This window comes from Luteimonas sp. A649 (assembly GCF_054072735.1).
In genome coordinates this window covers 1515345-1527190 of record NZ_JBSVRQ010000001.1, presented here as the reverse complement: position 1 = coordinate 1527190, position 11846 = coordinate 1515345, and the positions used below count along the sequence as shown (strand labels likewise).

The following is an 11846-nucleotide window of genomic DNA, read 5'->3' as shown; positions in this document are numbered from 1 at the left end:
ACATCATAACGGCCGGCGCGCGGTGGCGCGCATTGCTCGCCTATACTGCCGGACCCGGCGAAAGCGCCGTGACCGCGCGCCATGACGACCCATCAGCTCCAGACCATCATCGACCTCATCCGCTACGGTGCCAGCCGCTTCAACGCGGCGGGGCTGACGTTCGGCCACAGCTACGACAACGCGCTGGACGAAGCCACCCAGCTCACCCTGCACGCGCTGCACCTGCCGCACGACCTGAATCCCGTCTACGGCCAGGCGCGGGTGACCGAGGCCGAGAAGGAAGAGGTGCTGGGGCTGTTCATCCGTCGCATCGAGGAGCGAATCCCCGCGGCCTATCTTTGCGGGGAAGCCTGGTTCGCCGGCCTGAGCTTCAAGAGCGACACGCGCGCACTGGTGCCGCGCTCGCCGATCGCCGAACTGATCGAATCCGGCTTCGAGCCCTGGCTCGCCGGACGCGACGTGCGCCGCGCGCTCGACCTGTGCACCGGCTCGGGCTGCATCGCGCTGGCGATGGCACATTACAACCCCGACTGGCACGTCGACGGTGTCGACCTCAGCGACGACGCGTTGTCCCTCGCTGCCGAGAACGAGCGCCGCCTGGACGTGCACAACGTCCGCTTCATGCGCTCGGACCTGTTCTCGTCGCTGCAGGGCGAGCATTACGACCTCATCGTCACCAATCCGCCCTATGTCACCAACGACGAGACCGACGCGCTGCCGCGCGAGTATTCGTACGAACCCGAGATGGGCCTGCGCGCGGGCGACGATGGACTCGACCTGGTGCTGGCGATCCTGCGTGACGCGCCGCTGCACCTGTCCGAGGACGGGCTGCTCATCTGTGAGGTCGGCGAGGCCGAGCGGGCGCTGTCCCGGCTGCTGCCGGAGCTGCCGTTGATGTGGGTGGAGTTCAAGGTCGGGCAGATGGGCGTGTTCGTGGTCGAACGGCACGACCTGGTGACCCACAACGCCCGCATCGCGGCCCTGGCCGCGGAGCGTACAGGGGCGGCGGCGCGCGCTGTTCCATCCCCTGAGCACGGTGCCGTGTCCGGGGCGGGCGACCTGTTCTGATGTGCGCGCCCGCCGGCCAGCCGCGCGGGGCATGGCGGTGAACACGTTCGGGCAGCTGCTGCGCGTCACCACCTTTGGCGAATCACACGGGCCGGCGATCGGCTGCGTGGTCGACGGCTGTCCTCCCGGCATCGCCCTGGCGCCCGGAGACTTCACGCACGACCTCGAGCGCCGCGCGACCGGGCGCACGAGGCACACCTCGGCGCGGCGCGAGGATGACGCGGTCGAGATTCTTTCCGGCGTGTACGGGGGCGTGACCACGGGGACACCGCTGGCGCTGCTCGTCCGCAACACCGACGCGCGCAGCAAGGACTACGCAGGGATCGCCGCGCAGTTCCGACCCGGCCATGCCGACTACACCTACTGGCAGAAGTACGGGGTGCGGGATCCCCGTGGCGGCGGCCGCAGCTCTGCACGCGAGACCACGATGCGGGTGGCGGCGGCGGTGATCGCGAAGAAGTGGCTGGGCGAACGCCATGGCGTGCACGTGCGTGGCCACCTGGCGCAGCTGGGCGAGATCACTCCGCGCGGCCACGACTGGAGCGTGGTGGAACACAACCCGTTCTTCTGGCCCGACGCAGCCCAGGTGCCCGAGCTCGAGGCGTACATGGATGCGCTGCGCAAGTCCGGCGATTCCGTCGGCGCGCGCGTCACCGTGGTTGCCGACGGCGTGCCGCCGGGCTGGGGCGAACCCGTCTACGGCAAGCTCGATGCCGGACTGGCCGCGGCGATGATGTCGATCAACGCGGTCAAGGGCGTGGAGATCGGCGACGGCTTCGCGTCCGTCACGCAGAAGGGCAGCGAACACCGGGACGCGATGGCGCCCGACGGCTTCCTGAGCAACCACGCTGGCGGTGTGCTGGGGGGCATCAGCAGCGGCCAGCAGGTGGTGTGCTCGATCGCGTTCAAGCCGACCTCCAGCCTGCGCCTGCCGGTGGCGGGCGTTGACGTCGAAGGCAGCGTGGTGGACATCGTGACCACCGGGCGGCACGACCCCTGCGTCGGCATCCGCGCGACGCCGATCTGCGAGGCGATGATGGCGCTGGAGCTGATGGACCAGGCGCTGCGCCACCGTGCGCAGTGCGGCGACGTGGGCGACGTTGCACCGCGCATCCCGGCGTCGCGCGACGGATCCGTCGATGGCTGATCCCAGGCCGAAGGTCTGGGTGTCGCAGCCCCTGTACGAGGACATCGAAGCGCGGTTGGACGAGTGGTTCGATGTCACGCGCACGCTGCGCGTCACCGACCACGCGCCGGACGCGATCGCGGCGGCGCTGGCCGGTGCCGACGGCGCCCTGGTCACGCTCAACGACAGCATCGGCGCGACGGAGATCGCCGGCGCAGCGCGGCTGCGCGCCGTGGCCAACGTCGGCGTCGGCTACAACAACCTCGATGTGGATGCGTTGGCCGCGCACGGCATCATCGCCACCAACACGCCGGGCGTGCTGACCGAGACCACGGCCGACTTCGGCTTCGCGCTGATGATGGCCGCGGCGCGGCGGATCACCGAGGCCGAGCACTGGCTGCGTGAGGGCCGCTGGCAGGGCTGGGGCTTCCACCAGCTGCTGGGTGTGGAGATCCACGGCAGCACGCTGGGCATCCTCGGCATGGGACGCATCGGGCAGGGCATCGCGCGGCGCGCGCGGGGGTTCGGTATGCGCGTGCTGTACCACAACCGCAGCCGGCTTCCGGATGCAGTGGAGTGTGAGTGCGCCGCGACCTGGGTCGCGCGCGATGCGTTGCTCGCGGAAGCCGACCATCTCGTGCTGGTGCTGCCCTACACGCCGGCCAATCACCACGTCATCGATGCGGCGGCGCTCGCGCGCATGAAGCCTGGTGCGACGCTGACCAACATCGCCCGTGGTGGCCTCATCGACGAGGACGCGCTGGCCGACGCGCTGCAGGCAGGCCGCCTGGCCGCGGCCGGCCTGGACGTGTTCGAGGGCGAGCCTGCGGTCAATCCGCGCCTCGTCGCCTGCCGCAACGTGGTGCTGACACCACACATCGCCAGTGCCAGCCTGCCCACGCGACGGGCGATGGTGTCGCTGGCGGTCGACAACCTGGTGGCGGCGATGGGCCATGGACCCGATGCGGGGCATCCGCCGGACTCCGTCACGCCGCGACCGGTCGACAGGGATGGCGGACGGTCGTGATCAACGGCGGCGCGGCCAGGCGTGACTGACGCTGCCCGCACCGGGGAAGGCCTGGTCCGCGGCATCGGCCGCGCCAGCATGGTCGCGCTCTTCATCAACGCCGTCGTGGGCGCCGGCATCTTCGGCCTGCCGTCGCGCGTGCATGCGCTGCTGGGCCCTTGGGCGCTGCTGGCCTACCTCGCATGCGCGCTGCTGGTGCTGCTGGTGGTGCTGTGCTTCGCCGAAGTCGGCAGCCGCTTCGAGCGCACCGGCGGGCCCTACCTCTACGCGCGCGAGGCCTTCGGGCCGGTCGCCGGCTTCCAGGTCGGCTGGCTGGTCTGGCTGACGCGGGTCACCGCGTTCGCGGCGCTGTGCAACCTGCTGCTCGACTACCTGGCCTGGTTCTGGCCAGCTGCGACGTCGCCGGCCTGGCGGGTGGTGCTGGTGTCGGGCGTGGTGGCGCTGATCGCCTGGGTGAACATCCGTGGCGTGCGGCCCGCGGCGATCGTCGCCAACGTGTTCACCGTCGGCAAGCTGGTGCCGCTGCTGCTGTTCGTGGGCATCGGCCTGTGGTTCGTGGAGCCGGCACGCTTGGTGCCGGGCGATGCGCCGGCGCTCGACGACTTCTCCGCCGGCATGCTGCTGCTGGTATTCGCGTTCACCGGCTTCGAGACCGCGACGGTGCCCGCCGGCGAAGTCCGGGACCCGCGGCGCACGCTGCCGTTCGCGATCCTCGCAGCGCTCGCGGTGATCGTGCCGTTGTACGTGCTGGTGCAGGTGGTGAGCATCGGCACGCTGCCCGGGCTTGCGACATCGACGCGGCCGCTGGCCGACGCCGCCGGAAGCTTCGCCGGCACGGCAGGTGCCAGCGTGGTGGTGGTCGGCGCGCTGGTGTCCATCGCCGGCACCCTCAATGGCCTGGTGCTTGCGGCGCCGCGGCTGCTGTTCGCGATGGCCGGCAACAGCGAGCTGCCCGCGCTGTTCGCGCGCACGCATCCACGCCACCACACGCCGCACGTGGCGATCGTGTTCACTGCGCTGGCGATGCTGGTGTTGACGCTTTCGGGTTCGTTCCTGTCGGCGGTGGCGATCAGCACGCTCACGCGGCTGCTGGCCTACGGCGCGACCTGCGCCGCGGTGGCCATGCTGCGGCGGCGCACGGACGTGGCCCCGGCGCTGTTCCGCGCCCCGGGCGGCATCGGCACGGTGGCGGTGGCCCTGGCCGTCATTGCGTGGCTGCTGGCCCAGGGCAGCGCGCGTGAGCTGCGCGATGTCGGGATCGCGATGGCGCTGGGCTTCGTGCTGCTGTGGTGGGGGCGTCTGCGCATCCGGGCGCCGCAGGCGCGATAATGCATGGCTGCGCGGCGCCGTCGCGCGGGACAGCAGACGGAGGCCCCCCATGGGCAAGCAATACAAGGTGGCCGTGGTCGGCGCGACCGGCGCGGTGGGCGAAACGATGCTCGCGATCCTCTCCGAGCGCAATTTCCCGGTCCGCGAACTCGTCGCCTTGGCCAGTGCGCGCTCGGCGGGCGGCGTGGTCGCCTTCGGCGAAGAGGAAGTCGTGGTCCGTGACCTCGCGGAATTCGACCCGGCGGGCGTGGATATCGCGCTGTTCGCCGCGGGCGGCGCCATCTCGAAGGAGTACGCGCCGAAATTCGCCGCCGTCGGCGCGGTGGTGATCGACAACTCCTCGGCCTTCCGCCAGGACGACGACGTGCCGCTGGTGGTGAGCGAGGTCAACCCGGACGCGGCGAAGAATCGCCCGCGCGGCATCATCGCCAATCCCAACTGCTCGACGATGCAGATGGTGGTGGCGCTGGCACCGATCCACCGCGCCGTGGGCATCGAGCGCATCAACGTCGCGACCTACCAGTCGGTGTCCGGCGCGGGCCGCTCGGCGCTGGAGGAACTGGGCCGGCAGACCGCTTCGCTGCTGCGCTTCCAGGGAGCGGAGCCGAAGCGCTTCCCGGTGCAGATCGCGTTCAACCTGATTCCGCACATCGACGAGTTCATGGACAACGGTTTCACCCGCGAGGAGATGAAGCTGGTCTGGGAGACGCAGAAGATCCTCGGTGACGCGTCCATCCAGGTGAACCCGACAGCGGTGCGGGTGCCGGTGTTCTACGGCCATGCCGAGGCCGTGCACATCGAGACCCGGGCGAAGATCACCGCCGCCGAAGCGCGCGCGCTGCTCGAGGCCGCTCCCGGCGTGGAAGTGGTCGACGAGCGCGCCGACGGCGGCTACCCGACGCCGGTGACGCACGCATCGGGCCACGATGCCGTGTTCGTCGGCCGGATCCGCGAGGACCTCTCGCATCCGCGCGGGCTGGACCTGTGGGTGGTCGCGGACAACATCCGCAAGGGCGCGGCGCTCAATGCCGTGCAGGTGGCCGAGCTGGTGGTCGCGGAAGGCTGAGGCAGGCGCGCCTCAGTCCGCGCGCGGGGTCTTCGGGATCGTGAGCGCGACTACGGCCGTGGCGCTTGCGAGCAGGAGCACGTTGACCAGCAGCGCCACGATCGCCGCCTGCCGCTCCGTGCCGTCCCAGCAGGTTTTCACCAGCGCCAGGCTGGCGGGCATGATGCAGGCGGCGGACAGGCCCCGCAGCGCGCGGCCGCAAAGCAGCGCCGCGGCGCCCAGGCTGCCGGGGCGCCACGGCGATGAGCAGCGAGCCGGCGATGCCCAGGTGAAGACCGATGCGGACCATCCTGAGCCGCCCGACGCGGTCGGTGAGGCCACCGAAGACGACGGTGAAGATTCCCGAGAACAGGGCCGCCAGGGCCACGGCGGTGTTCATCAGGCTGACGCTGGTGCCGAGGCCTTCCCGCATCGCCGGCGCGATGTTCAGCGCCGACTGCGCGAACAGCCAGAAGGTGACGACCGCCATGATGAGTCCGCTGAGCAGGCGGTCGTTCCCCGTGGCACGCGCGCGGTTCGCGGCTCGATGTTCATGCTTGCTCCGATGAGTTGATCCCTGCGGGCTGGACATCGGCCACCGGTACCACGACGGCGACGATACCGCGGCCGGCCACGTGCCGTAGTGCACGTGGATTGGGTGCGCCTGCCGCGTCGGAGATTGCCAATTGCGCCCCGGCACCGCTAGAGTCTTCGGGATATCCGCGGGGGAAAGCGTCATCAAGAAGCTGCGATCCATACGCGCGATGGCATGGGCGGCCGCCTTCGGGCTGGCACTGGTGCTGTTCGCCGGGCAGGCCTTGGCCTTGGGGCTGGGGCGCATCGAGGTCAAATCGCGCGCCGGTGAGCCGCTGCTGGCCGAGATCCAGGTCATTTCCACCGATCCGGCCGAGCTCGACGCCTTGCGCGCACGACTGGCATCGCCCGACACGTTCCGCCGCATCGGCCTGCCGGCACCCGATGAAACGGTATCGGGGTTGCAGTTCACGGTGGCCCTGGACGTCCGCGGCAATCCGGTGATCCGGGTCACCACGCGCGACCCCGTCACACAACCGGCGCTCACCTTCCTGGTCGAGGTCGACTGGGGGCAGGGGCGCCTGGTGCGCGAGTATTCCGCCCTGGTCGATGCGCCGCAGACGGTGTCGGCACCGGCGCAGCCGGCCGTCGCGGCCCCTGTCTCCGCGCCGTCGAACACGATCGTGCGGGCGCCCGAAGCCAGCATCGCGGACGGCGGGACGGCGGCTGCGGACGCGACGCCGGCAAACGAAGCCGTCGCGACCGATGCCGAGGGCCAGGATGAGCCAGCGGCCGAGCTTGCTTCCGCACCCGAGCCCGCGCCTGCGCCCGCGCCCGCGCCCGCACCGGCTGTTTCGGCCCCCGCCCCCGCGCCGCCCGCGGCTGCATCGGCGCAGGCCAGTGAATACGGTCCGGTGCAGTCCGGCGAGACCCTGGGCGCGATCGCCCAGCAGCTGGTGGGCGACGGCATCAGCCGTGAACAGGCGATCGTGGCCCTGTTCCGTGCCAATCCGCAGGCGTTCATCGCCAACAACCTGAACCTAGTGCGCCAGGGCGCGGTGCTCCGCATCCCGGATCGCAGCGAGATCGCCGGGCTCGACCTGCGCGAATCACGCGCGCTGATGCGTGAGCAGATTGCGGCATGGCGTGACATGACGCAGCCGGCACCCCAGCCCGATGCGGTAGCCGCGGCGGGCGAGGGCGCCTCCGAAGCGGATGCTGCCGGCGCGGGTGCGCAGTCGGCTCCGGCTCCACGAACCGCGGATGCGCGCCTTGAAATCGTGCCGCCGTCGGCCGCGGGCGGGCAGCAGGCAGGCATACGATCCGGCATCCAGGCCGGTGGCGAGGGCGAAATGCTGCGACAGGAAATGCAACAGGAACTGCAACAGAACCAGGAAACCCTGGCCGCGCGCGAGGCCGAGGTTGCCGAGCTCAAGGCCCGCGTCGCCGACCTCGAGCGCCTGCAGGCACAGCAGGCGCAGCTGATCGAAATGAAGGACAGCGAGATGGCCGCGGCGCAAGAGCGGCTGGCCAGTGCGTCCGAAGTCCCGGCGACGCCGGCGCCCACAGCGGACCAGGCCGGCGGGTTGCCCTGGCTGTGGATCGGCCTTGGCCTGCTGGTGGTGGTGGCCGTGGCGTGGCTGCTCGTACGGCGCGCGCCGCGTCCGACGCCGCGTCCGCGCTTCGATTCCGAGACGCTGGCGGCTGCGACGCCGTCGCCAGCGCCGCGCCGGGAAGCCGGTCCGGATGACGCTGTCCCCGCTCCTGCAGCGGTGTCCAGGCCCGTGCCGGCAGCTGCGGCCCCGACCTGGCACGCCGACGCGCCCCTGTCGACCGCGGTGGCGGCCCCGGTGACACCGCCGACGCAGTCGCCTCCGGCCACGGACGCGGGCCGGGATGCGGCGGACGCCGCGGTGATCGCATCGCTCAACCCCGCGCCGGGCGGTGCCGAGCGGATCGAGCTGGCACGCGCCTATATCGACCTCGGTGACATCGATACCGCGCGCGACCTGCTGCGCGAGGTGGCCGACGCCGGCGAGCCCGCTGCCCGCGCCGAGGCGTCCCGCCTGCTGGAAGGGATCGCCTGACGAACCCGCCGCGGCCTGGCCGCGGCGCGGCGGTCTGTCGACACCATGCGCTACGCCCTTGGCATCGAATACGACGGCAGCGCTTTCCTGGGATGGCAGCGCCTGGCCCGGGCCGGCGTGGAGAGCCTGGAGACGCTGCAGGGGACGCTGGAAGCCGCGCTGTCGAAGGTCGCGAACACCCCGGTGGCAACCATCTGCGCAGGCCGCACCGACTCCGGCGTGCACGCGCGCTGCAACGTCGTGCACTTCGACAGCGAGGCCGGGCGCGTGCCGCGCAACTGGATGCTGGGCACCACGTCGCTGCTGCCACCGTCGATGGCGGTGCGCTGGTGCAGCGAGGTCGGGGACGACTTCAATGCGCGTTTTTCCGCGCGTGCACGCCGCTACCGCTACAGCATCCTCAACCGCCCGGTGCGTCCCGCGCTGGGCCACCAGTACCTGTCGTGGAGCCGGAGGTCGCTGGATGCGGAGGCCATGCACCGCGCGGCCCAGGCCTTGGTCGGCGAGTTCGACTTCACCTCGTTCCGCACGGTCCACTGCCAGGCGCCGCATGCGCGCCGCGACCTGCAGCAGATCAGCGTCGTCCGCGAGGGCGACGTGATCATCGTCGAGATCCAGGCCAACGCTTTCCTGCATCATATGGTCCGCAATATCGTCGGGTCCTTGCTCGCGGTCGGTGAGGGATCCCGTCCTGTGCACTGGATCGCAGAGGTGCTGGCTGCGCGCGATCGCACCATCGCCGGTCCAACGGCGCCGGCAGGTGGACTGGTGTTCCTTGGACCGCTGTACCCGGCCGACTGCGGCCTTCCCGACGAGGTCACGCTGGCCGCTGCCGGCCCGTTGCTCCCCCTTCCCCTGCCACGCCCCTGACATGCCCCGCACCCTGTTCCGTACCCGCATCAAGTTCTGCGGCCTGACCCGCCCCGGCGATGTCCGCCTGGCTGGCGAACTCGGCGTCGACGCTGTCGGCTTCGTCTTCGCCCACGGCAGTTCGCGCCGCGTCCATGTCGCTGAAGCGCGTGCGCTGCGCAAGGCGCTGGCGCCGCTGCTGGACGCGGTGGCCGTGTTCCGCAACAACAGTGCCGACGAAGTGCGCGAGGTGGTGAAGCACGTCAGGCCCAGCCTGCTGCAGTTCCACGGCGACGAGGACGATGCCTTCTGCCGCCGCTTCGACGTGCCGTGGATCAAGGCGGTGGGCATGGGCGAGGGCGCACCCGCCAGCGGCCCCGCGCTGATGGCGGCCTTTCCCGATGCATCCGCGTTCCTGTTCGACAGCCATGGCGGCGGGCATGACGGCGGCAGCGGGCGCCGTTTCGACTGGTCCGCGATACCTGCCGGCCTGACCCGTCCCTACCTGCTGTCGGGCGGCCTGTCGCCGGCCAACGTGCACGATGCCGTGTCCGCCACCATGCCCTGGGGCGTGGACGTGAGCAGCGGCATCGAAGCCGCGCCCGGCCAGAAGGACGGGGACCTGATGCGTGCCTTCGTGACCGAGGTGCGCCGCGCCGACTGTCGCGCGGACGATGACGCGACAACCCACGGAGAAGGTGCGCGATGAGCGACATGCCCGAGGATTTCCATGCGTTCCCCGACGCCAGCGGCCACTTCGGCCGCCACGGGGGCCGCTTCGTGGCCGAGACCCTGGCCGGGCCGCTGCAGGAGCTGGCTGCCGCCTACGACGCCGCGCGCGCCGATCCCGCCTTCGTGGCCGCCTTCGAGGCCGACCTGGCCGATTACGTCGGTCGCCCGAGCCCGATCTACGAAGCCGTGGGCCTCACCCGCCACGTCGGCGGCGCGCGCATCCTGCTCAAGCGCGAGGACCTGAACCACACCGGCGCGCACAAGATCAACAACACCATCGGCCAGGCGCTGCTGGCCAGCCGCATGGGCAAGACCCGGATCATCGCCGAGACCGGCGCCGGACAGCACGGCGTGGCGTCGGCCACGGTCGCCGCGCGCCTGGGCCTGGAGTGCGTGGTCTACATGGGCGCCACCGACATCGAGCGCCAGAAGATCAACGTCTACCGCATGAAGCTGCTCGGCGCCTCGGTGGTGCCGGTGACCAGTGGCTCGGCGACGCTCAAGGACGCGCTCAACGAGGCGATGCGCGACTGGGTCACCAACGTCGCCGACACCTTCTACATCATCGGCACCGTGGCCGGCCCCGATCCGTATCCGCGCATGGTGCGCGACTTCAACGCCGTGGTCGGGCGCGAGGCGCGCATGCAGATGCTCGCGCGCCACGGCCGGCTGCCGGATGTCGTCACCGCCTGCGTGGGCGGCGGCAGCAACGCCATCGGCATCTTCCACGCCTTCCTCAACGACCGCGGCGTGCGCCTGGTCGGCGCCGAGGCGGCGGGCGAGGGCATGGCCAGTGGCCGGCATGCGGCGTCCATTTCTGCCGGACGCGTAGGCGTATTGCACGGCAACCGCACCTACGTGCTCTGCGACGACGACGGCCAGGTGATCGAGACGCACTCGGTGTCGGCAGGCCTGGATTACCCCGGCGTCGGCCCCGAGCACGCCTTCCTGGCCGATACCGGACGCGCCGAATACGTCGGCGTCGACGACGACGAGGCCCTGGAAGCCTTCCACCTGCTGGCGAAGACCGAGGGCATCCTCGCTGCGCTCGAGTCGAGCCACGCAGTGGCGCAGGCGATCAAGCTCGCGCGCGACATGCCGAAGGGCGCTCTCGTGCTCTGCAACCTGTCCGGCCGCGGCGACAAGGACGTACACACCATCGCCGCGCGCGAAGGAGTGGAGGTATGAGCGCCGTCGCCGAGGTGGCGCCGCGCATCGCGCGCCGCTTCGCCGCCCTGCGCGCCGCGGGACGCAAGGCGCTCGTGCCCTTCATCACCGCCGGCGACCCGGGTCTCGAAGACACCGTGCCGGTGATGCACGCGATGGTCGCGGCCGGAGCGGATGCGATCGAACTCGGGGTGCCGTTCTCGGATCCGATGGCCGATGGCCCGACCATCCAGCGCAGCTCCGAGCGCGCGCTCGCGCGGGGCGCCGGCATGGCCTGGGTGCTGGAGCGGGTGCGCGAGTTCCGGCAGCGCGACGACGATACCCCCGTGACCCTGATGGGCTATCTGAATCCGATCGAGATCCGGGGTCCCGAGGCGTTTGCCAGGGCCGCGGCCGATGCCGGCGTCGACGGCGTGCTGCTGGTGGACCTGCCGCCAGAGGAGGCCACGGAGTTCCGCAAGGCCTTCTCCGCCCATGGCGTGGCCCTGGTGCTGCTGGCGTCGCCCACGACCGGCCCGGAGCGCGTGGAGATGCTTTGCTCGCTGGCGCAGGGCTACCTGTACTACGTGAGCTTCGCCGGCGTGACCGGTGACTCGGCGCGCCTGGATGCCGGCGCCGCGGCCGCGCAGCTGCGCGCCATCCGCGCCCGCAGCCCCGTGCCGGTGGTGGCCGGCTTCGGGATCCACGACGCCGCCAGCGCCGCTGCGATGGCCGTGGACGCCGACGGCGTGGTGGTCGGCAGCGCCCTGGTCAAGGTGATGGCCGCCGCCGGAAGCGGCCACGCCGCAGCCGCGGCCGCCGCCTTCCTGGCCCCCCTGCGCAGCGCGCTGGATGCCGGCGCGGCCGGGACAGTGGGCTAAACTCCCCCGGTTCGCGGCTTTG

The 11846-nt window shown here is 71.2% G+C and carries 10 protein-coding genes and 2 pseudogenes; 10 read left to right on the top strand and 2 right to left on the bottom strand.

The genetic code is table 11. From position 1 onward, the window contains the following. Window positions 1-81: 81 nt before the first annotated feature. The 5 genes and pseudogenes from prmB to ACW5E8_RS07040 all read left to right on the top strand — a co-directional run. Window positions 82-996 (top strand): annotated as a pseudogene (gene prmB, locus ACW5E8_RS07060) (50S ribosomal protein L3 N(5)-glutamine methyltransferase); the annotation flags it as partial. Window positions 997-1099: 103 nt separating this feature from the next. After that, window positions 1100-2215, top strand: a complete 1116-nt coding sequence (gene aroC, locus ACW5E8_RS07055; RefSeq protein ID WP_456964755.1) for a chorismate synthase — start codon at window positions 1100-1102, stop codon at window positions 2213-2215. Next, complete coding sequence (locus tag ACW5E8_RS07050) at window positions 2208-3221, top strand: 2-hydroxyacid dehydrogenase (protein WP_456964754.1); 1014 nt, start codon at window positions 2208-2210, stop codon at window positions 3219-3221. Before aroC ends, ACW5E8_RS07050 begins: the two co-directional genes overlap by 8 nt. Window positions 3222-3242: 21 nt before the next feature. Beyond that, a complete protein-coding gene (locus tag ACW5E8_RS07045) occupies window positions 3243-4550 on the top strand; it encodes an APC family permease (RefSeq protein ID WP_456964753.1) in 1308 nt (435 codons plus the stop codon). Between the two features lie 49 nt (window positions 4551-4599). Then, window positions 4600-5616 carry an aspartate-semialdehyde dehydrogenase gene (locus tag ACW5E8_RS07040; protein WP_456964752.1) on the top strand — a complete coding sequence of 339 codons (1017 nt, stop codon included), beginning with the start codon at window positions 4600-4602 and terminating at the stop codon, window positions 5614-5616. A 12-nt stretch (window positions 5617-5628) separates the two neighbouring features. On the opposite strand, the gene ACW5E8_RS07035 is transcribed toward ACW5E8_RS07040, so the two are convergent. Both ACW5E8_RS07035 and ACW5E8_RS07030 read right to left on the bottom strand, forming a co-directional pair. After that, window positions 5629-5778, bottom strand: coding sequence for a hypothetical protein (locus tag ACW5E8_RS07035; protein ID WP_456965291.1), 150 nt, complete (start codon window positions 5776-5778; stop codon window positions 5629-5631). A gap of 136 nt (window positions 5779-5914) precedes the next feature. Then, window positions 5915-6028: pseudogene (locus ACW5E8_RS07030) on the bottom strand (hypothetical protein); the annotation flags it as partial. A 331-nt stretch (window positions 6029-6359) separates the two neighbouring features. On the opposite strand from ACW5E8_RS07030, the gene ACW5E8_RS07025 reads away from it, so the two are divergent. The 5 genes from ACW5E8_RS07025 to trpA are packed head-to-tail and all read left to right on the top strand — an operon-like array spanning window position 6360 to window position 11824. After that, window positions 6360-8216, top strand: coding sequence for a type IV pilus assembly protein FimV (locus ACW5E8_RS07025; RefSeq protein WP_456964750.1), 1857 nt, complete (start codon window positions 6360-6362; stop codon window positions 8214-8216). A gap of 45 nt (window positions 8217-8261) precedes the next feature. Beyond that, window positions 8262-9086 (top strand): tRNA pseudouridine(38-40) synthase TruA, encoded by an 825-nt coding sequence (truA, locus tag ACW5E8_RS07020; protein WP_456964749.1) that lies wholly within the window; start codon window positions 8262-8264, stop codon window positions 9084-9086. 1 nt (window position 9087) lies between these two features. Further along, entirely contained in the window at window positions 9088-9774 is a 687-nt protein-coding gene (locus tag ACW5E8_RS07015; RefSeq protein WP_456964748.1) for a phosphoribosylanthranilate isomerase, read from the top strand. Further along, window positions 9771-10985, top strand: a complete 1215-nt coding sequence (trpB, locus tag ACW5E8_RS07010) for a tryptophan synthase subunit beta (RefSeq protein WP_456964747.1) — start codon at window positions 9771-9773, stop codon at window positions 10983-10985. The genes ACW5E8_RS07015 and trpB overlap by 4 nt, the downstream gene beginning before the upstream one ends. Then, on the top strand, window positions 10982-11824 hold the full coding sequence (gene trpA / locus ACW5E8_RS07005; RefSeq protein ID WP_456964746.1) for a tryptophan synthase subunit alpha: 843 nt from the start codon (window positions 10982-10984) through the stop codon (window positions 11822-11824). The genes trpB and trpA overlap by 4 nt, the downstream gene beginning before the upstream one ends. Window positions 11825-11846 lie beyond the last annotated feature (22 nt).

Bases quoted from the DNA above. Each gene is read 5' to 3' on its own strand.
- aroC (WP_456964755.1), top strand. From the start codon at position 1,100: ATGGCGGTGAACACGTTCGGGCAGCTGCTGCGCGTCACCACCTTTGGC.
- ACW5E8_RS07050 (WP_456964754.1), top strand. From the start codon at position 2,208: ATGGCTGATCCCAGGCCGAAGGTCTGGGTGTCGCAGCCCCTGTACGAG.
- ACW5E8_RS07040 (WP_456964752.1), top strand. From the start codon at position 4,600: ATGGGCAAGCAATACAAGGTGGCCGTGGTCGGCGCGACCGGCGCGGTG.
- ACW5E8_RS07035 (WP_456965291.1), bottom strand. From the start codon at position 5,778: ATGCCCGCCAGCCTGGCGCTGGTGAAAACCTGCTGGGACGGCACGGAG.
- ACW5E8_RS07025 (WP_456964750.1), top strand. From the start codon at position 6,360: ATGGCATGGGCGGCCGCCTTCGGGCTGGCACTGGTGCTGTTCGCCGGG.
- truA (WP_456964749.1), top strand. From the start codon at position 8,262: ATGCGCTACGCCCTTGGCATCGAATACGACGGCAGCGCTTTCCTGGGA.
- ACW5E8_RS07015 (WP_456964748.1), top strand. From the start codon at position 9,088: ATGCCCCGCACCCTGTTCCGTACCCGCATCAAGTTCTGCGGCCTGACC.
- trpB (WP_456964747.1), top strand. From the start codon at position 9,771: ATGAGCGACATGCCCGAGGATTTCCATGCGTTCCCCGACGCCAGCGGC.
- trpA (WP_456964746.1), top strand. From the start codon at position 10,982: ATGAGCGCCGTCGCCGAGGTGGCGCCGCGCATCGCGCGCCGCTTCGCC.